Here is an 18,639-nt window from a genome sequence, read left to right as displayed (position 1 = left end):
TCCGAGGGGACCCCACGGGGCGCCTTCCAGCCGCCGGGCCCCGCCCGGCATCGGCGCTTGCCATGCCCGACCTCGGCCGGCGATTCTGGGCCGGTGCCAGGACAACGGAGGAGAAGACGACGGCAGGAGGCCGGGCGGCGGCGGCTGGCCGCCCGCACCGCACCGGACGCCGGACGGTGGGAAGTCCTCCTTGAGACGGGCGATCAGGCGGAGTTGCACACGCGGCTGCGCCGTCTCAGGGAGGCCCGGGTCGACGCGTCACTGATCCGGATCGAGACGCTCTGCCGCCGCCCGGTGGAGCTGAGCGCCTACCGGCTGAGCCGGTTTGTGACGGACACCGGGCCCGTCGACCGCTGATCGCGATCGCGGATCGCCGATCCGGTGGCGGATCGCCGCGAGTTGCCGGCAGGGGCCCGTGCCTGACCCACCGTCGGGACCCGGCGCCGTCCCGTCCGTCGGCATCCGCGACCTGCGGTCTGTTTCAGCGGTGTGTCGGCGGGTAAGGTCCGATTACTTTGGGAGCGCTCCCAACCCGGAAACGCAGCACCTTCCCCACATCCCTTCCGGAAGACGGAGACCGCAACGATGTACGCAGAACCCCCCACTCACCGCTGGAAGTTGCGCGTGATCACGCCGGTGATGGCCGCCATCGTCGGCCTGATCGCGCTGTTCCTCAGCCCCGGCACGGCCAACGCCCATGGCTCGATCGTGGACCCGGCCGGCCGCGCCTACAGCTGCTGGGACCGCTGGGGCAGCGACCACATGAACCCGGCCATGGAGCAGGAAGACCCCATGTGTTGGCAGGCGTTCCAGGCCAACCCCAACACCATGTGGAACTGGATGAGCCTGTACCGGGAGAACCTGGCCGGGAACTGGTCGGCGATCCCCAACGGCAAGCTGTGCAGCGCCGGTGACGCGCAGAGCGGCCTGGCCACCTCGCTCGACAACCCGGGCCCCTGGACCACGACGAACGTCGGCAGCAACTTCAGCGTGCACCTCTACGACACGGCCAGCCATGGCGCGGACTTCTTCGAGGTGTATGTCACCAAGCAGGGCTTCAATCCGGCCACCCAGTCCCTCGGCTGGGGTGACCTCGAACTGGTGGAGACGACCGGGGCCTACCCGCCCGCCTCCGACATCACCTTCAATGTGAGCGCCCCGGGGCGCAGCGGCCACCACATCGTCTACACGATCTGGCAGGCGTCGCACCTGGACCAGACGTACTTCATCTGCAGTGACGTCAACTTCACCTGATCGCACCGCGGTTGCGCGAAGCTGACCAGCACGCCCGCCGGGCCCCGGGTCCCGGCGGGCGTTCGCGCGTTCCGGGACGGGCGCGGGCCGGCGGCCGAACTGGTCATTGGCTGGGCGTTGATCGGGAGTTGTCCGTCCGATTCCACGAACTCGCGGGTGAAAGCCCTGAGAAGTGGTCAGGATGTGTACGCGACCGGTGACGCTCCGCACGACGCGGGGGCACGGAACGCCAGGACGAACGAGGCACCGGAGGGGGGAGGATCCGATGGACGCCGAGCTGAAGAGGGCACTGGCGCGCGCGGACGAGATGCTGCCCTCGATGGGCCTCTCGGCGGACCACGACGGGGCTCTCCGCCCCGTGGGCGGCGCGTCGACGGACGCCCAACTGGACCGCACCATAGATGAACTGGCCCTGGCCGAGCCAAAGTTGCCGGAGAACTCGGACGACAGGCCGCTGGTCAGGGCTCGGCTGGGCTGCCTCTACGGCAAGCGGTATCTGCGGGGGGTCGGGCCGGCCGAGGACCAGGCGGAGGGGATCCGGCTGCTCCGTGCCGCGCGGGCGGCGGCCGGGGCCGGCCGGCTGGTCGAACGGGAGCGGCTGCGGGCGGCGTTGGTGCTGACCACGCTGCTGCTCCCGATGCCACGGCCAGGCCCTGGCGGTGGGATCCCCGGGTTCGACCAGGTGGTGGACTGGGGGTTGCGCGCCGAGCGCCGCTCCCCCCAGCTCCGGTCGGAGATCGCCGAGGCGGATCGGCTGCTCGCCGAGTTGGAGGCGGCTCGGCTCCCGGCGCCTCTGCCGAACGAGATCGCGCGGCTGCGCACGGTGCTCCGCACCGTCTCCTCGTTGGCCTTTCTTGGCGATGTGCCGGGGCTGGTCGGCTTCGGCGACCAGCTGCTGCGGGACCAGCCGGGGCTCGGCAAGGGGGGCGACATGATGCGGGCCGCCCTGGGCATGCTGCGCGGACTGCCGGCCCTGCCCCCCGCGCCGGCGAAGCCGAAGCGACCGGCGCGGCCGACGGAGTCGGCGCGGCCGCCGGCCGCTGTGGAGAGCGAACCGCCGGCGGAGAAGACGGAGATGCCGCGGACGCCGGAGACGCCCCAGAAGCCGGAGAGCGAGGCGGCGTTGGCGATGGAGGCGGCGGCGCTCTCGATGCTGGGCGAGATGACCGCCCCCGGGCTGGTGGGCACGGAGCGGTTGAGCGAGCTGATCGCGTCGTTGCAGTCGTCGCCCCGGGCCGAGGCCGATCCGGCGGGCGCGAACCTCGATATGGTGCTGGCCGCCCTGGGCGAGGCGACGATGGCGGTGCGCACCGGGGACAGCGACCTCGTCGACCATGCGCATGAGCTGCTGGGCCGGTTCGGCAAGGGCCTGCCCGAAGGCCACGATCTGGGCATGCTGGTGCGCGCCATGCAGGGGGCCCTGCCGTCGGTCACCGCGCTCACCCGCGGGAACCTCCAGGACGAGGCCGAATCGATGCGCAGGCTCGCCGCGCTCGCCCCCGAGCCGATCCGCGACGTCGACTCGGTGCCCGGCACGGGCGATGTCCGCCGGCTGACGGTGATGGCCAGGGCCATGCTCCTCACGCTGCGCCTCGGGCGGATCTCGGTGAACGAGAACGAGCGGCCGGCCGAGGTGGACGAGGCCCTGGCCGAGCTGCGCGGCCTGGTCGAAGGGATCGATGAGCGGGACGAGATCTTCGGGCCGGTCGTCGTCCAACTCGTCTTCGCCCATCTGTCGCGGGCCGCCGCCCGGCGCGGCGTCGAGGACGCGCGGGCGGCGATCCGGCTCGTCGAGCAGCTGCAGGAGAACCCCGCCGCGCCACGCGTGGTGCATGAGATGGTGGGAATCGTGTGGCCCCTGGCGATGGCGGTCTGCGCGGTGCTTGAGCGGGATCCGGACCGGCTGCTCGGCGTGGTGGAAAGCGCCCGGCCCGCGTTGGAGGTGGCGACGCCTTCGGCGGCGAACCAGCTGGCGAGAAGCCGGGCAGTGCTCGCCGAAGTGCTGGGCGTTCACCATGAGTTGACCGGGGACCGGCGGAGCCTTGACGAGGCGATCGCCGAGCTGCGGCGGGCCAGGGAGGATCTGGCCGAGGACACCGACAACCAGGCCGCGCGGCTGTTGCTCGGGTCGCTGGCGCGGCTGCACGCGAAGCGCGGTGATGTGGCGGCCGGGGATCGCCGGGCGGCGATCGAGGCGGGGCTGGCCGCGCTCCAGGTGACGGCGGACGATGTGCTGATGCAGTTGGGTGCCGAGCACGGTCTTGAGATGGCGCGGGGCGGCGCCGACCAGGCGCTGCGGGTGGCGATGTGGGCCGTCGCCGAGGGCGATCCGGCGGGGGCGGTGCGGGCCCTTGAGGTCGGCCGGGCGCTGGTGTTGCGGGCGGCGGCCGCCTCGGTGGGTGTGCCGGAGCAGTTGGCGGCCCTGGGTCGGGAGGATCTGGCCGAGGAGTGGCGGCGTGATGTGCCGCCTGGCGCCGGCGGCACGCCGGTCGACGGGGGGCTTTCGGCGGCGCTGCTCGCCGAGGCCGGGACGGCGGGGCCGGTGCCGAGCCGGCTGCGCCGGCGGGCGCTGGACGCGCTGCGGCCAGGCCGTGAGGGGCGCTGGACGCTGCTCTCGGTGCCGGAGCTGCCGAAGTTGGTCGCCGGGGTGGAGGCATCGGGCGCCGACGCGCTGGTGTATCTGGTGCCGGGCCGGGCCGAGGAGGACGGTGTGGCGCTGCTGGTCCGGCGGTCGGGGGACGGGGGCGCGGGGGGCGCGGGGGTCCTCCCGCTGCCCGGGCTCTCCGCCGCCGGGCGGCGGCCGTTGGACACGTATCTCCAGGTGGCGGCGCGGCGTTCGGCGGAGCCTTCGCCGGATGCCGACCGGGCCTGGGAGGCGGCGCTTGAGGATCTGTGCGCCTGGGCGGGCCCCGCGGTGGTGGCGCCGCTGCTGGATCGGCTGACGGCGGACGGTGTGGGGGGCGCGCCGACCCGGGTGGTGTTGGTGCCGTGCGGGAATCTGGGTGTGGTGCCCTGGCATGCGGCGCGGTTGGCGTCGCGGTATGCCTGCCAGGTCGCGGTGTTCAGCTATGCCGCCTCCGGGGCACAGTTTCTGGACGCGGCCGGGCGGCAGCGGACGCCCCCGGGGGCGCGTCCGGTGCTGGTGGCCGATCCCCGGCTGGATCTGGCGTGGGCATCCGACGAGGTCACCACGCTGCATACGACCTACTACCAACGGGCCACTCTCTACGGCGAGTTCGTGACCGAGCCGGGCTCGGTGCCGCGTGGCGCCGGCACGCCCGAGGAACTGCTCGCGGTGCTGCCGGGGGCGTCGGCGGGCGAGCCGGCGTCGTTGCTGCATATCGCCTCGCACGGCGAGGCCGGCGCGCGTCCCACCGTGTCGGCGCTGGCGCTGGCGGACCAGGACGGGGCGGCGCAGGACGAGGGGCTGCTCACGGTCACCCGGCTGCTGGACCGGCCCGGTGGGGTCGCGGCCGGCGAGCCGGGGCCGTTGGTGGTGCTGAGCGCCTGCGAGACGGATCTCAGCCGGCGGGATCACGACGAGGCGCTGACGTTGACCACCGCGTTTGTGGCACGGGGGGCCACGGACGCGGTCGGTTCCCGCTGGACCACCAGGGACAGCGCCTCCGCGCTGATGATGGCCGTGTTCCACCATCAGTTGACGGTGGTCGGGTTGGCCCCGGCGGACGCGCTGCGCGAGACGCAGCTGTGGATGTTGGATCCGGCGCGACGCCCACCGCCGGGTGTCGAGGGGGAGTTGGCGCGCGAGGCGCGTCAGCCGTTTCTGGACCGGGTGCCGATCTGGGCGGCGTTCATCCACCAGGGAAACCCGCGTCCGGCCGGGGTGGCGGGGCTCGGGGGCAGCGGCGAGGAGAGGGAGTGAACGAGTGGACGCCGAGGAGCTGATCGGCCTGCTGGCACGCCGACGGGACCATCTGAGGGAGCATCTGACGCCTGAGGCGCAGGGCCAACTGCTGGACGCGGTCGGGGCGTTGCGGCGGGCCGGGGGCGACGAACGGGAGCGGCGGCGGGCGCTGCTCGGCGTGCGGCGGGTGCTGCGGGCGCTGCCGTTGGACAGCCAGGTGCGGGAGGCCGTGGAGAACCGGGTGCGGCTGGATCCGGGCAGCACGGTGGTGGATCTGGCGCGGGTGGACGAGCTGCTGCGGCTGCTGGCGCGGGAGCCGGACGAGGAGGAGGCGGCGGAGGAAGCGACGCGGGAGATCCTGCGGGCGGCGCGCCGGCGGCTGTTGGCCGCGCCGTCCCGCCCGGCGCCCGGCGCGGACGAGGGGCTGATCCGGCTGCCCGATCCGGAACGCGGCGCGCGTTGCCCTGAGTTCCAGTTCGGGGCGGACGACCGGCTTCGTCCGGTGGTGCGGCGGGTCAACGCGCTGCTGCTGGCGGACGAGGATCCGTGGGGGGCGGCCGACTGGTGGTTGGGCGGGAACCGCTGGCTGGCGGGGGTCCCGGCGCAGCTCATCGGGGAGGTCCCGGACACCCGGCTGATCGAGGCGGCCCGCGCGCTGGTGGAGGGCGACTGATGCCGGCCTATCCGCCGCCCACGGGCCTGGCCCCGCAGCTGACGGAGCTGCCCGCCGGCACGGAGCTGTGGCGCTGTCACCGTGGCCGGTACCGGGCCACCGCCTTCAACCCGGTGAGTGTGCACACCCACTTCGGCGGCAACCGCTTCGACGGCACCACCGACGATCCCTACCCCTATCTCTATGTGGCGGACTGTCCCGCCACCGCGCTGGCCGAGGTGTTTCTGCGGTCCCGGGAGTTCGACGGCCCGCGTGGCGAGCGGCTGATCCCCCGGGCGCAGGCGGACGGCTATGTGCTGTCGCGGCTGACCACCACGGCGCCGCTGGGGCTGATCCGGCTGGTCTCGGAGGAGGATCTGGCGCGTATCGGCCAGGATGTCTGGCTGTTGGAGGCGGAGGGGGCCGGCGCCCCGCAGACCCGTTACTGGGCGCGGGCGTTGCGCCGGGACGCGCCGGGTGCGCAGGGCATGGTGTGGCAGTCGCGCCGTCGCCGGTCCGGGCTGGCCTATGTGTTCTTCGGCGACCGCTGTGACGAGAGCGCGGTCAAGGCGGAGCCGGTGGCGAGCCATGACCTGTCCACGGCGGTCGGCCGGCGCGCGGTGAACGGTTGGCTGGCCCCGCTGCGGGCCGCGATTCACCCCTGACGCCTCCGGCCGTGCAGGCGGACGGTGCCGCGCACCCGGCGGCCGAGGCCCAACTCGTCCTGGTCGTTGAGGCGTCGGGGCACGGTGGGTTCGATCCGGCGGCCGTTGATCCAGGTGCCGTTGAGGCTGCCGGTTTCGGTGCCGTCGGCCACCCAGGCGGTGCCGTCGTGGTCGACGGTGATGGTGGCGTGGCGGCGGGAGACGCCGGGCGCGCCGGTGAGGTCGGGCGCGGTGGCGGGGGCCCAGCCGGGGTCGCGGCCCAGCCGTAGCGGTCGTCCGGGGCCCGCGACCGCGCGCAGTCCGGGGGTGTGCAGGGTCAGCACCAGATGAACGCCTGGGCTGGTGCAGGTCGGGCAGGGGTCCACGGTCGGCGGGACGGGGTGGCCGCAGTTCCAGCAGGGGACGGCCTCGGGCACGGCCACGGGCGGCGCCTCGTCCGGCGGCCCGTCGTCGTCCGGCAACGGCTCGTCGTCGTCCGAGAACGGCTCGTCCCAGTCGTCGTCGTCCCATTCATTTTCGTGGTTCTCGTGGTTCCCGTGGTTCCCGTCGGCGGTCATGGGGCGGTTGGGTGTTGGATGTCCAGTTGGAGCCGTACGGTGCCGTCCGGTCGCTCGTCGACCGAGGTCACCGTGACGACGCTGCGCTCCGGCAGGTCGCCCGCGTCGAACAGGGCCCTGGCCAGCGGGTTGACCAGCGCGGTCTCCAGCTCGTTGCCGATGCCGCGGCCGCCGTTGTCCAGCTGGGCGGTGCAGCGCCGGGTGAGCCGTTGTCGCGCCTCGGGGTCGAGGCGCAGTTCGAGCCGTTGGTCGTCGCGGAGCCGGGCGGCGATATTGCCGAGCTGCAGATCGAAGATGCGGTGGGCGACATCGGCGCCGATGAAGTCGAAGACCACCACATTGCCGCCGAGTCGGTTCAGCAGCTCGGGGCGGCCCACCACCTCGGTGAAGTGCCGCTCGACATTGGCGTGCACGGTCGCCGCCAACGCCTCGTAGGGCGTGCCGGGTTCGACGACGCGCCGTTTCAGGCCGGTCGCCGGGTCCTCGGTCAGCACGCCGAGGTTGGAGGTGAAGATGATGACGCACTCGCTGAAGTGCGTGGTGATGCCCTGTCCGTCGGTGAGCCGGCCGTCCTCCAGCACCTGGAGGAACTTGTCGAGGACCCCCTTGTCCGCCTTCTCGATCTCGTCGAAGAGGACAACGCGGAACGGGTCGGTGCGCACCGCGCTGGTCAGTTCGCCGCCGGCCTCGTACCCGACATAGCCGGGCGGTGCGCCGACCAGCCGGTCGGCGGAGTGCGGCGCGGAGAACTCGCTCATGTCGAACCGCAGACACGCCTCCGGGCTGCCGAAGAGTACGGTGGCCACGGACTTGGCCAGTTCGGTCTTGCCGGTCCCGGTGGGGCCGGCGAAGAAGAGGACGCCGCGTGGCCGGTGTCCGGGATTGGCCGCCTGGGCGCCGGAGAGGCCGAGGGCGGCCCGTTTGAGGATGTCGGTGGTCTTGACGACGGCCGGCTCCTGGCCCTTCACCCGGGAGCGGATGAACTCCTCCCCCGCGCGGATCCGTTCCCTGACATGGCCTCGGCGCCAGGGGTTGTCCTCGACGCCGAGCCGGTAGACACGGACGGCGTCCGGCATCCGGGTCGGCGGCCAGCCCCGGTCGGCGGCCAGCCGCTCGCACTCCCGCATGGCGCGCAGCGAGAGCCCATCCGCCGACTTGGCGAACTCCTCGGCGGCGCGCGCCGCTTCGGGTCCGAGGACGGGCTCGTGCGGCGGCGGGTCGGTCGGTTTGCGCAGGCGCGGTGGGAGCGGTTCGGCGGCGGGCGCCGCCTCGGCGATCCGGAGGCGGGCCAGCCGGCCGCGTTCCTCCAGATCGGGCAGCGGCACGCCGATGGTGCGGATCCGGTCGCTGCCGGAGACCAGCCAGGTGGGCAGATCGCGTTCGCCGTCGGCCAGCCAGATCACCGGGTTGTAGAGGTCGCGTCCGGTGCGGGGGTGGGTCAACGGGGCCACGTCGTCGGCCAGTTTGAGGCAGCCGAGGAAGAAGTCCCGTTCGGCGTCGCTGAGTCGGTTGACATCGGTGGCGATCCGCGCGGCGTAGTCGATCAACAGGGCCAGCCGCTGCGGGGGTTCGTTCTCCAGCGCCGTGGGTTCGGTACGGTCGGCGCCCTGTCGGGCGCGGCGTGGTGGTTCGGCGCCGGTGGCAACGGCGCGCAGCAGCGGGCCGAGTTCGTCCAGCCGGGGGCTGCGGTCGGCGCGCAGCAGCCGGCCCCGGTAGCGGCGGCCGACCCGGCCCCGGCCGAGCAGCCGCTCGACATCGGGCAGGGCGCTGCCGGGGTGGACGGTGAAGCCGTCGACGGCGTCGTAGCGCACCAGGGCGTCATAGCCCCGGTGGCGGAGGACATGCCAGAGCAGCCCGGCCATGTCGGCGGTGCGGTCGCGGCCCCGGTGGACGACGAGGTATTCGTCGCGGACATTGCCGTGCAGCACGAACTGGGCGTGGACGGCGAGGGTCGCGTCCACCTCCTCGGCGAAGGCGGGAAGGCGCCGGTCGGGTGCTTCGCCGGTCCGGGTCATGGGCGCTCGTTCCCCTCACCGTGGGTGCGGTATCTGGCCTTCGGGGCCGGCCGGTCGTCGCGGGCCCGGTCCTGGCCGGCGGGGCGCCGCCGGTCGCGTCCCCCGGGGTCGGGGTGGCGGGTGCCGGCGACGGGGCGGGCCTCGTCGTAGCTGAGGTCCAGGGGGAAGCCGGCCGCCTCGGCGGCTTCGGCGAGCGCGGCGAGGTGGGTGCCGGCCTCCCGGCAGCGCGTGTGGTCGAGGGCGCGGGCCGCGTCGGTGTCCTCGTGCTGCTCCCTGATCCGGTGCATGGTCAGCATCCGGAGCACCCCGGCCTGGTCGACGACCAGGCGCAGCCAGTGCTCGTCGCCCCAGTCGTGCGGGGCCCATTCGATGTGCCGGATCCCGGGCGCCACCTGAGTGACCGTCAACCCGCTGTCCACGCCGGCCTGTTGGTTCAGGGTGCGGTGCAGGAGTTGGCCGACGTAGAGGCGGGTGAGCGCGGTCTCCCGTTCGGCGACCCGGCTGGCGATCTCGGCGCGCTGCCGTGGGGTCACCCCGGCGCGGCCGGCCACCGCCGCCTCCAGCACGGCGAGTTCGGACGGTGACACGGGCGGCGGCGCGGCGCCGTCCGGCAGTTCCGGCAACGGCTCGCGCAGCACCCGGAGTTGCTGGGCGGCCCAGTCGGCGGTCTCGCGGCGGTCCTGGGCGCGCCAGTTGGCGGCATAGGCCAGATCGCGCGCCTCGGCGAGATGCCGGGACGCCGAGACGGGGCGGGTGGGGGCGAGTTCGACGGCGTGGCCGATCGCCGTCTCGACCCGGGTGTACTCGGTCGGCGGCACGTCCAGGTCGAGACCGGCCAGCAGTTCGGCGCCCAGCTCGGTGGCGCGTTCGGCGGTCACCACCTCGGCGTCCGGGGGCGTGGCGGTGTAGGCCGGCAGCGCGGCCACGGCCGCCGCCTCGGTGTCGGCGGCCGCATAGGCGGCGAGGGCGCGTTCGCGGCGCTCGCGCAGTCGCTCGGCCCGGCGCGCGGCCTCCTCCTCGCGGGCCCCGCCGATGGTGAGCGGCCCGGAGGAGGCGGCGCGCAGCGTCCGGTGGGCGAGTGCGGCCTCGGCTGCCCGCACGGTGCGGTCGGTGTCGGCGAGCCAGGCGTACACCTGGGGCAGCCGCAGCCCGGTGGGGTCGAGGGGGGTGGGCAGCGGCGGGGGCGTCGGTCCCCCGCCGCCGCTGTCGGGGTCGGGGGCGGGCTCGGCGGCGGTCCTGGCCCTGAGGGTGTCGATGCGCGCGTTGGCCCGGGCCACGGCGAAGGTGGCGTCCCGCCACAACTCCTCGACACGGCACGCCTGTTCGCGGTCGGCGAGCAGCGCGCGGCGGGCCTGGTCGGCGCGCTCGGCGGCGTCGGCGAGCATCCTGGTGCCGGTCATCGCGGCCCGGGCGGCGAGCAGGGCGCCGCTGAGCGCGCCCAGGCCGATCAGCGCGGCGCCGGCCAGTTCGAGCAGCTGGTCGGCGACCGCCTCGCCGATCTCGCCCGCCGAGGGCAGCTCGACGGGCGGCACACCGATGGACGGCAGGGTGATGCCGACCGGCGGCGGATAGGCGACATCGGGCGCCACAAAGGCGATATCGGGTACGGCGACTCCAAAGCTCATCGCGGCCTCCCGAGCGCGGTGGCGGACGGGACATGGCGGCGGCGCCAGGTCCACCAGCCGACGGCGAGCACCGTGGCGACCGGCCAGACCCAGGCGACCACGGTCAGGGTCGCGACGAGGAGCGCGACCACGCCGACGAGGGCGGCGGCGCCCAGCAGCCGGTTGCGGCGGGCGAGCCGCCCCAGCCGCGCCCCGCCCTCGATCAGCCGCCCGGCGAGGGAGTGCCGCGGATGGTAGACGAGGGCGCCGATCCGGACGGCGACCAGCAGTTCGAGGGCCAGCACCACGGTGAACCCCGGTACGGCGCCCGCCCAGGCGAGGACGACGCTCTCCTGGTCGGCGAGTCCTGCGACATCGGCGACACCGATGAGGAAGATCCAGGGGAAGGTCACCCCGATCGCCCCGGCCACCGCCCAGCCGAGGGCGACGGGCAGCTGCTGGGCGTCGAGCCAGGCGACGGCGCGCAGATAGTCCGCGTCGCGCCGGCGCCCCTCCGCCCGCGCGCGCCGTTCGGTTCTGGCCGCCCACGCCTCCTCCTCGGCCAGTCCGGCGAGTTGGTCGGCCAGCACCAGCCGCAGCGGATCGCGCCGGTCGGCGACCAGCCAGCCGTACCAGCGGACGGGTTCCGGCAGCCGCCGCAGCCGGCGGGTGGCGCGTTCGTCCAGCAGCGCGCGGCAGCGCTCGGGCGCGGCCGCCGTGTGCAGCAGCCGCGCGGTGAGGCGCGCGTCGTTCGCGGTGAGCGCGGGGTGCTCGCGCAGCCGGCGGCGCAGCTCGGGGAACTCGGCGGCCAGCGCGTCCACGGTGGGCCGCCAGCGCCGCAGCGCCTCCCGCCACGCCCGGTCGACGGCGGTCAGGCCCTGGCCGCCGGGGCGGGTTTCCAGCAGCGGGAGGATCGGGTGGCGCGCCAGTTCGTCGACGACGGCTCGGGCCCGTTCGTCGTCGTCCTCGGCACGGGCGGCGAGGTCGGCCAGGGGCCCGTCGGGGGCGACGGCCTCGCCTCGGAAGGTCGGTTCGAGGGGCGGCGCCAGCCAGCCGATCAGCCGGACCAGGGTGGTGGGCGCCGGCGCCCGCTCCAACAGGACGAGAAGCGCGTCGAGTTCCTCCCTGGCGGCCTCGTCGTAGCGGGGCGAGGTGGTGAACTGACGCAGCCAGTCGGTGAACGCGTGCCGGGTGCGGCGCCGGCCGAGGGCGCGTTCGGTCCCTGCCCAGTAGGTGTCGAACGCCATGCCGAGCTCGGCGGGTTCGGTGAACCCCTGCCCCATGAAGGGGAACGCCGGCCGGTCGTCGGCCCTGGCCCGGGCGGGTGGCGGCCAGTCCCGCAGGTCGATGGGCGGGGAGCCGCCGGCCAGCCATTCGGCGACCTGGACGCTGCCCCAGCGGGTGTCGGGGTCGCGGGTGAGCAGGCCCCGGCAGAGGTCGTGCAGCCTGGGGTCGGTGACCAGGGACAGCTCGGGGGGCCGGGCGGACAGCTCGATGGGGACATACGCGCCGTGGGTGTGGCGCACCGGATGGGCGCCGCCGGCGAGTTCGGCGACCACCATGCCCAGGGACCACCAGTCGTCGGACGGGTGGATCAGCTGGTGGTGGAGGGCGGCCTGCGGGGAGAGATACGGGTAGGTGCCGCCCCAGGGCGCGTGTTCGGTGAGCCAGGGGGAGGTGGGCGCCGCCCCCGGCGGCCGGGCGCCGCCGGGTCCGGTCGGCCGGGCGGCGAGGGAGAAGTCGACGAGGGTCAGCCTGGGGTCGGCCGGGTCGAGGGAGCCGAGCACGATATTGGCCGGGGTGATGTCGCGGTGCACGAAGCCCCGGGCGTGGAACGCGCGCAGGGCCGCGTGCAGTTGCTCGACGACCGCGCGCACCAGCGGGGCGGGCGCGGGGCCCGGGCGCGCCCTGCGGTACTGGTCGAGATCGGTGTCGCCGAAGGACGGCGCGATCTCGTAGGGGTGTCCTTCCGCCTCGCCGGTCTCGATCAGCCGGGTGGTGTGCGGCAGGCTCCGGGTGCGCAGCAGCCGCAGGACCTCCGGGTCCGGCGGCAGGGCGCGGTCGTACCACTTGACCACGTGATCGCCGCCGCCCTGTGCCTCCTCGGCGCCCCCGCCGGTGCGCAGCACGCGGAACACGGCGGCCTGCCCCGGCCGGGTGGGGGCCCGCAGCACCTCGGTGAGCCGGAACCGCCCCCGGAGCGGACGTGGCAGCCGGGTCACGTCGCCCCGGGTCTCGCCGTCCGGCGGCGCCTCGTATTCCGTGGGATCGGTCATGCTGGCCCCTCCCTCATTGCCCATGACGGTGGCAAGGGAATCGCAGCGTAACGGCGAATTCCGCGCGCTCTCCGGTGAATTCCCGGTCGTTGACCGTCGGATTACGGGGCGGCTCGCGTTGATTCCGGGGGTGGGCGGAAATGCTGACGGCCATGAGGGGCGAGGAAACGGAAGCGGAAACGGACGAGGGAGACGAGGGGCCCGGGCGGGTGGCGCGGATCAGCGGCAGCCACTGGCCGTTGACGGTGCTGGGCCCGGGGCGGCGTCTTGGCATCTGGTTCCAGGGCTGCCCGTTGGCGTGCGCCGGCTGCATGTCCCGGCACACCTGGGACGCGGCGGGCGGCCAGCAGTGGCCGGTGGCCGAGCTGTTGGCGCTGTGGCGCGAGGCGCTGGCCGCCGGCGCCGAGGGGCTGACGGTCAGCGGCGGTGAACCGCTGGCCCAACCGGAGGCGCTGGCCCGCCTGTTGGCGGGCGCGGCCAGGACCAGGGGGGCGGCCGAGGCGGATCTGTTGCTCTACACCGGCTATACGGAGGCGGAGGTGGCGGCGGACGAGGCCAGGGCGCGGGCCGTCCGGCACGCGGACGCGCTGGTCACCGGCCGCTATGTCGCCGCCAGGGCCACCGATCTGGTCTGGCGCGGTTCGGCGAACCAGCGGCTGGTCCCCCGCACCCCGCTGGGCACCGCCCGCTACGCCCCGCATCTGGAGCGCCGCGCCACGGGGCGCACCCTGCAGACGGCCGGGCGGGGCGCGGCCCTCGCCCTGTACGGGGTGCCACGTCCGGGCGAACTGGCCGCCCTGGAAACGGACTTGCGGAACGCGGGCGTGGAGCTGACCGATCCCAGCTGGCGCGCGGGATGATCGGCCGGACGTGAACCTAGTCGGGGTCCAGTTCGGCGATCGACTCGGCCGTGGCGCGGTTGCGGACGACCAGGTGCACCGTCCAGGACGGGTCGCGGGTCAGCTCCTCGTGCACCGCCCAGCCGATCCAGCTGGCGCTGGTCGCGGCGGAGACGCCGCCCCGGCCGGCGCCCATCAGCGGGAAGCAGATCGAGGACAACGGCGGGTCGAACGCGGCGCGTTCGGCCCTGGCCAGCGCGAACGCCTCCCGTACGGCGCGGGCGATATCGCCGGGCGCCACCTCGTAGCCCTCCCGGTCGGCCATCGGGACGGCCACGGCCGCGTGGTAGATCCGACGGACGCCCTGCCCGGCCATCGCCCCGGACGAGGTGGCGGCGACCGTGCCGGGCCTGACCGGCAGCCCGGGTCGTCCGAACTTCCGTACCCAGGCGCTCAGTTCGCGCACCAGGACATCGTCCACGATCTCGCCGGACGCGTTCCGCAGGGCGCAGGCGCGGCGCAGCGCGGCGGAGACGTTGGGCCAGAAGGTCTTGGACATCTCCAGATAGACGTTCTCGGAGGAGACGATGATGTCCACGTTCCGCAGCAGGTCGACCGGGGAGACATGCAGCACAAACGGCACCGGCGCGTCGGCGATGGTGGTCTCGACGGTGAACGGCGGTGCGGCGTCGTCCCGTTGGGATTCGGACGGCCGCCGCGCGGGCGGCCCGGCGGCGGGGGTCGCCCCGGCGGCGGAACGTCGCCCGTGCTCCCGGCAGAGCGCGAGGACCGCCTCCGCCAGTTGGTCGAAGACCTGGCTCTCCTGCCGTTTGCGGAAGGTCTCGGTGCTCACCCGGTACACCTCGGCGGCGGCCTTCCTGCGGTCGAAGGCGGTCGCGCCCCGGTATCCGGGGACGAGGCCATAGGTGCGGGCCGCCGCCCGGCCGAGCGCGTCCTGGTCGCCGAGGCGCCGCGCGGCCTGCCGCAGCAGTGCCTCGACGCCGGCCGGCGCGTCGTCAGGGCCGGTGGAGAGGCCGCAGGCCACGGCGGAGGCGCGTAGCGCGGGCAGCGGGAGGCTGCGCAGCCCGGCGAGCCCGGGGCGGCGTAACGCGCGGAGATCGTCGACGAGTTCGGCGTGCGCGGGGACATCGGACACCGTTTCCTGACCCATGCGTACCAACATAGAGCGTATGCGCGCCTCCGGCGCGTCACCGGACGCGATCCCGGTGGCTCGGCGCCCCGCCCCGGCGCCGCTTCGAAGCCCGCTCCGGGCCGTCCCCGGCGCCCGGGGCGGCCGCCTTCGGGGCGAACCCCGGTCGATTACCGGGCTCTTTCCGTTCTCCGAATTCCGCCGGGCCCAACCGTGTTAAGGCTTCATTAGCAGACATGAATGCGGGCGGCGAAATCCGCCGTCGTGGCATATCCGTCGGAGCCTTTATGTGAACGAGGGAAACGAGAGAGGGGGAGGCACCATGATCAGAACGGAGAATGTCAACCGGGTCGCCCGGCAGGCCGCGGCGGGCCACAGGGCGCTGCGGAAGGCGCGCGCCCAGGGGCTGCGCGACGGGGCGCGCGGGCTGCCGCATGTTCCGGCGCCCGAGCCCCGGTCGGTGTCGCCGGGGAGCGCGGTCAGCGCCTATGTGACCGAGCAGCGGGCGACCGCGCAGCGCGCGGTGGAGCAGCTGCGGTCCCGGCTGTTGCGCCGGGAGTGGCGGCTGGTGACCGAGATCAGATACCAGGCCGTGCAGGTGGTGACGCACTACGACGAGCGCGGGCTCACCGCGCCGGCGGCGCTGGCCAGGTTCGGGCAGCGGGTCGGCGAGTGGCGCACCAAGGCGGATCTGTGCCGCTACCGGGCCACCGCCGTGACCGAGCACTTCAACCAGCGGATCGCCTGCTACTGGGACGCGGTGCGCCACAACCACCGGGACGTACCCGATCCGGCGCCCGCCTATCTGGCGCACTGGGCCCCGGCCCCCGTCGAGTTGGACGCCGGCTGGCTGCGCCCCGACAGCTGGTTGACCACGGCGGACGGCACCTCGGCGTCCGCCACCGGCCGCGCGCTGTGGCTGCTGGACACGCACGGCGGCACCGATCCGAAGGGGGGTCGTTGAGATGGCCGGGATCGAGCACGGAAGGCGCCGACTGCTGGCCGGCGCGCTCGCCGCGACGGCGATCGTCGGCGTCGGCGGCTGCGGGGCCGTCGGCGAGGCCCTGGGCACCAGGGTGGACCGCTATGACACGGCCTGCGCGCTGCTGGTCGACGGCTCGGGGTCCGGAGGCGACGCGCCCGACGGGTTCGACGCGCTGGCCAAGTTGGAGACGGCGCTGCCGGCCTTCCTGGCCGACCTGGAGTGCCGCACCCTGGCGTACGCGCCCATCACCCGCGCCTCGGAGGGCTCGATCTGCCAGGCCGAGCCCATCGATCTGGATCCGGACGCCGACTCGACGCTGGAGCGGGACGATGTGCGGGCCGCCCAGCGGGCGGTGGCCGGGGGCCGCGCGGTCGAACTGCTGGACTGCGCAAGGGAGCACAGCCCGGGCTCCGATGTGCTGGGCGCCCTGGACCGTGTCTCCCGGTCGGCGCCGGACGACGGCGAACCGTTCCATGTCCTGGTGGTCAGCGACTTCGTGCAGCGCGACGGCTCGTTCGTGCTGCCGGGGGAGGATCTGACGACGCCGGAGTCCCGCGCCGAGGTGATCGACGGTCTCGGCGACCGCGGCCGGCTGCCGGAGCTGCCCGCGACCACCGTCTACCCGACCGGGTACGGCATGCGGCTGAGCCAGGACTCCGACGCCTACGAGGACTTCGACGCGTTCTGGACGGAGCTGCTGGAAGGGCGGGTGGGCGCCGATGTCGACACCGGCTACCAACACTGATCCGGGCGGCGGACGACGCCTCCGCCGCCCGCTGCCCGGCCGGGCGCGCGCCCCGGGCGACGGCCGCGGGGAGCGGCGCGCGCCGCTGCCGGGCGGCGAGCGCCGCGAGCGCGGGGGGCGCGACGCGCTCGACGGGTCCGCGCTGTTGGCCCGCTGCCGACGCGAGGGCCGGCGGGCGGCGCGCCGGCGGCTGTACGACCCGTGGGTGCTGTCGGCCGACGGGCTGCTGCCCCGGCTGGCGTCGCTGGCGGCGGAGCGCGACCGGCGGCGGCAGGCGCTGCTGCGGCGGGCCGCCGAGCGGCGGGGCGCGGCCGAACGGGCCTCCGCCGGCGCCAGGGCCGAGGCGGAGGCGGCCCAGGACGCCGCGCGGCATACGGCGGAGGAGCGGGCCGAGCGCGACGCCCATCTGACGGTCACCCGGGCCCAGTTGGACCGGCTGGCCAGGGAGGCGGCGGGTCGGCGCGCGGCCAGGGAGGCGGCGGCCCGCTGGCTGGAGCGGCGCGGCACCCGCGAACCGCCCGCCGGGGACGACGCCGACGCCAGGGACCTGCCGCCGGATCCCGACGGGGAGCGGGACCTGGACCCGGACCCGCACCGGGACGCGGACGCGGCCCCGGCGGCCGGGGGCGAGCCGACGCCGGTCCAGTGGGAGGGCGAGAGCCGCAGCGGTCTCTCCCGGCGCGGCACCCTCGCGCTGCTGGTCTGTCTGACGCTGGTGGAACTCCCCATCTACTGGACGGCGTTCCGGCGGCTGCACGGCACCGGGGACGCGGCGTCCAACCTGCTCACCGCGACCTTCACGCTGGCCGTCGGCGCGGTGATGATCGCCGTCCCGCATATCCTCGGGCGGCTGCTGCGCACGCTGCCGGCCACCGGCGCCAACCGGCTGCTGGCCGCGCCGGCGCTGGCGCTCCTCGCCGTCTGGGCCTATGCCTGCTGGGTGCTGGGCAGCCTGCGCGGCAGCCTGCTGGCGGAGGAGCGGGCGCCGCTGGTCGTCGATCCGGACGAGGCCGCGTTCCTCCCGCCGGAGCTGCGCGAACCGTCCAGTGTGCTGGCCCAGTTGAACATCGGCGAGCAGACGATGAGCCTGATGTTCTTCGCGCTGCTGCTGCTCTCCGGCGGGGTGGCGTTTCTGCTGGGCCTCGGCGTCTCGCACCCGTATCTGGCGGCCTACCGCCGGACGGCCGAGGCGCGGCGGCGGCTGGCCGACGCGGAGCGGACGGCGGCGGCCACGGCGCATCGCGCCGCAGCGCGGGCCAGCGCCCGACCGGCCGAGGAGACGGCGCGGCAGGACGCGTTGGACGCCGCGCTGCGCGAGGTGGACGACCTGTACGAGGCGGCGGCGCACGCCTATCTCGACGGGTTGGCCTCGGCGGCCCGCGATCCGGCGGTCACCGAGGCAGCCATCCGTCTCTCCGGCACCTGGCCGCTCCTCCCCCGCCCGGCGACCACCGCCTGAACGGCGCGCCAGCCGCGCCCGGTCGGCGTCAGGCGGCGTCGGCCGGGACGCGGGTGAGGGCGACGAGGGGGATGGAGCGGCTGGTGCGCCGGCGGAAGCCGGCGAAGTTGGCGTCCTGCGCGATGGCCCGCTGCCAGAACGTCTCGTGCTCCTCCTCCGGCACCAACGCGTGCCGGGCGGTGAAGCGTTCGGTGCCCAGCTCGACCACGACCTCGGTCGAGGCGCGCAGGTTGTGGTACCAGCCGGGGGCCGTGGGCGAGCCGCCGTTGGAGGCGAAGACGACCAGCCGGTCACCGTCCGGCAGATAGACCAGCGGGGTGGTCCGCTCCAGCCCGGTGCGCGCGCCACGGGTGGTGAGCAGCAGCAGCGAGACGGCGCCGAAGTCGCTTACCTGGCCGCCTCGTTCGCGGAACTCCCGGATGACGTTCCGGTTGAACGGGTTGTTGTTGACGGTGTCCGGGACGCTGGTCATCGGGGCTCTCTCCCATCGGGCGGCGGGCCGGTCGGCGTTCACGGTGTCATGCCGCCGGCGGGACCCGGGCGTTTTCCGGTCAACGCGCCCGGGCCGCCCGC

15 protein-coding genes are annotated in these 18,639 nt (G+C 74.7%); 9 read left to right on the top strand and 6 right to left on the bottom strand.

The features are described from left to right. Positions 1–93 precede the first annotated feature (93 nt). The 5 genes from AOM46_RS17670 (at position 94) to AOM46_RS17650 (ending at position 6,436) form a co-directional block, all read left to right on the top strand. The gene (locus tag AOM46_RS17670; RefSeq protein WP_062212910.1) at positions 94–357 is read left to right on the top strand and encodes a hypothetical protein; all 264 of its coding nucleotides are present in this window, start codon (positions 94–96) and stop codon (positions 355–357) included. A 228-nt stretch (positions 358–585) separates the two neighbouring features. Further along, the gene (locus AOM46_RS17665; RefSeq protein WP_062212906.1) at positions 586–1,254 is read left to right on the top strand and encodes a lytic polysaccharide monooxygenase; all 669 of its coding nucleotides are present in this window, start codon (positions 586–588) and stop codon (positions 1,252–1,254) included. A 265-nt stretch (positions 1,255–1,519) separates the two neighbouring features. Continuing rightward, positions 1,520–5,137, top strand: a complete 3,618-nt coding sequence (locus tag AOM46_RS17660) for a CHAT domain-containing protein (protein ID WP_062212903.1) — start codon at positions 1,520–1,522, stop codon at positions 5,135–5,137. 4 nt (positions 5,138–5,141) lie between these two features. Continuing rightward, a complete protein-coding gene (locus AOM46_RS17655) occupies positions 5,142–5,792 on the top strand; it encodes a hypothetical protein (protein ID WP_062212900.1) in 651 nt (216 codons plus the stop codon). After that, positions 5,792–6,436 (top strand): RES family NAD+ phosphorylase, encoded by a 645-nt coding sequence (locus tag AOM46_RS17650; RefSeq protein WP_199823994.1) that lies wholly within the window; start codon positions 5,792–5,794, stop codon positions 6,434–6,436. Before AOM46_RS17655 ends, AOM46_RS17650 begins: the two co-directional genes overlap by 1 nt. Here AOM46_RS17650 and AOM46_RS32070 read toward each other — a convergent pair. Genes AOM46_RS32070 through AOM46_RS17630 form a run of 4 tightly spaced genes read right to left on the bottom strand, consistent with a single transcriptional unit; the run spans position 6,427 to position 12,888 of the window. Then, positions 6,427–6,993 (bottom strand): FHA domain-containing protein, encoded by a 567-nt coding sequence (locus AOM46_RS32070; protein WP_062212897.1) that lies wholly within the window; start codon positions 6,991–6,993, stop codon positions 6,427–6,429. The two genes, AOM46_RS17650 and AOM46_RS32070, sit on opposite strands and share 10 nt — an antisense overlap. Continuing rightward, positions 6,990–9,008 carry an AAA family ATPase gene (locus AOM46_RS17640; RefSeq protein WP_062212894.1) on the bottom strand — a complete coding sequence of 673 codons (2,019 nt, stop codon included), beginning with the start codon at positions 9,006–9,008 and terminating at the stop codon, positions 6,990–6,992. The genes AOM46_RS32070 and AOM46_RS17640 overlap by 4 nt, the downstream gene beginning before the upstream one ends. Continuing rightward, entirely contained in the window at positions 9,005–10,633 is a 1,629-nt protein-coding gene (locus AOM46_RS33250; protein WP_062212890.1) for a hypothetical protein, read from the bottom strand. Before AOM46_RS33250 ends, AOM46_RS17640 begins: the two co-directional genes overlap by 4 nt. After that, positions 10,630–12,888 carry a hypothetical protein gene (locus AOM46_RS17630; RefSeq protein WP_062212887.1) on the bottom strand — a complete coding sequence of 753 codons (2,259 nt, stop codon included), beginning with the start codon at positions 12,886–12,888 and terminating at the stop codon, positions 10,630–10,632. The genes AOM46_RS33250 and AOM46_RS17630 overlap by 4 nt, the downstream gene beginning before the upstream one ends. A 152-nt stretch (positions 12,889–13,040) precedes the next feature. On the opposite strand from AOM46_RS17630, the gene AOM46_RS17625 reads away from it, so the two are divergent. Then, positions 13,041–13,748 carry a 4Fe-4S single cluster domain-containing protein gene (locus AOM46_RS17625; RefSeq protein ID WP_062213698.1) on the top strand — a complete coding sequence of 236 codons (708 nt, stop codon included), beginning with the start codon at positions 13,041–13,043 and terminating at the stop codon, positions 13,746–13,748. A 16-nt stretch (positions 13,749–13,764) separates the two neighbouring features. On the opposite strand, the gene AOM46_RS17620 is transcribed toward AOM46_RS17625, so the two are convergent. Next, positions 13,765–14,898 (bottom strand): macro domain-containing protein, encoded by a 1,134-nt coding sequence (locus tag AOM46_RS17620; protein ID WP_067226320.1) that lies wholly within the window; start codon positions 14,896–14,898, stop codon positions 13,765–13,767. Positions 14,899–15,199: 301 nt separating this feature from the next. Here AOM46_RS17620 and AOM46_RS17615 point away from each other — a divergent pair, with 301 nt between their 5' ends. From AOM46_RS17615 to AOM46_RS17605, 3 genes are read left to right on the top strand one after another with little or no spacing between them, the layout of a single operon-like run. After that, the gene (locus AOM46_RS17615; protein WP_062212882.1) at positions 15,200–15,841 is read left to right on the top strand and encodes a hypothetical protein; all 642 of its coding nucleotides are present in this window, start codon (positions 15,200–15,202) and stop codon (positions 15,839–15,841) included. 1 nt (position 15,842) lies between these two features. Then, positions 15,843–16,607 carry a hypothetical protein gene (locus AOM46_RS17610; protein WP_062212879.1) on the top strand — a complete coding sequence of 255 codons (765 nt, stop codon included), beginning with the start codon at positions 15,843–15,845 and terminating at the stop codon, positions 16,605–16,607. After that, a complete protein-coding gene (locus AOM46_RS17605) occupies positions 16,582–18,066 on the top strand; it encodes a hypothetical protein (protein WP_062212875.1) in 1,485 nt (494 codons plus the stop codon). The genes AOM46_RS17610 and AOM46_RS17605 overlap by 26 nt, the downstream gene beginning before the upstream one ends. A 28-nt stretch (positions 18,067–18,094) precedes the next feature. On the opposite strand, the gene AOM46_RS17600 is transcribed toward AOM46_RS17605, so the two are convergent. Further along, positions 18,095–18,538, bottom strand: coding sequence for a nitroreductase/quinone reductase family protein (locus AOM46_RS17600; protein WP_062212872.1), 444 nt, complete (start codon positions 18,536–18,538; stop codon positions 18,095–18,097). Between the last annotated feature and the right edge of the window lie 101 nt (positions 18,539–18,639).

Origin of the sequence: Streptomyces sp. NBRC 109706 (assembly GCF_000974485.1) — a bacterium.
Taxonomy (GTDB): domain Bacteria; phylum Actinomycetota; class Actinomycetes; order Streptomycetales; family Streptomycetaceae; genus Streptomyces.
The sequence above is the reverse complement of the archived record's forward strand: the minus strand, read 5'-3'. Positions and strand labels throughout refer to the sequence as shown.

Coding starts and splice junctions, on each gene's coding strand:
- AOM46_RS17625 (WP_062213698.1), top strand. CDS start 13,041: ATGAGGGGCGAGGAAACGGAAGCGGAAACGGACGAGGGAGACGAGGGG.
- AOM46_RS17650 (WP_199823994.1), top strand. CDS start 5,792: ATGCCGGCCTATCCGCCGCCCACGGGCCTGGCCCCGCAGCTGACGGAG.
- AOM46_RS17630 (WP_062212887.1), bottom strand. CDS start 12,888: ATGACCGATCCCACGGAATACGAGGCGCCGCCGGACGGCGAGACCCGG.
- AOM46_RS17640 (WP_062212894.1), bottom strand. CDS start 9,008: ATGACCCGGACCGGCGAAGCACCCGACCGGCGCCTTCCCGCCTTCGCC.
- AOM46_RS17605 (WP_062212875.1), top strand. CDS start 16,582: ATGTCGACACCGGCTACCAACACTGATCCGGGCGGCGGACGACGCCTC.
- AOM46_RS17610 (WP_062212879.1), top strand. CDS start 15,843: ATGGCCGGGATCGAGCACGGAAGGCGCCGACTGCTGGCCGGCGCGCTC.
- AOM46_RS17665 (WP_062212906.1), top strand. CDS start 586: ATGTACGCAGAACCCCCCACTCACCGCTGGAAGTTGCGCGTGATCACG.
- AOM46_RS33250 (WP_062212890.1), bottom strand. CDS start 10,633: ATGAGCTTTGGAGTCGCCGTACCCGATATCGCCTTTGTGGCGCCCGAT.
- AOM46_RS17615 (WP_062212882.1), top strand. CDS start 15,200: ATGATCAGAACGGAGAATGTCAACCGGGTCGCCCGGCAGGCCGCGGCG.
- AOM46_RS17620 (WP_067226320.1), bottom strand. CDS start 14,898: ATGGGTCAGGAAACGGTGTCCGATGTCCCCGCGCACGCCGAACTCGTC.
- AOM46_RS32070 (WP_062212897.1), bottom strand. CDS start 6,993: ATGACCGCCGACGGGAACCACGGGAACCACGAGAACCACGAAAATGAA.
- AOM46_RS17600 (WP_062212872.1), bottom strand. CDS start 18,538: ATGACCAGCGTCCCGGACACCGTCAACAACAACCCGTTCAACCGGAAC.
- AOM46_RS17660 (WP_062212903.1), top strand. CDS start 1,520: ATGGACGCCGAGCTGAAGAGGGCACTGGCGCGCGCGGACGAGATGCTG.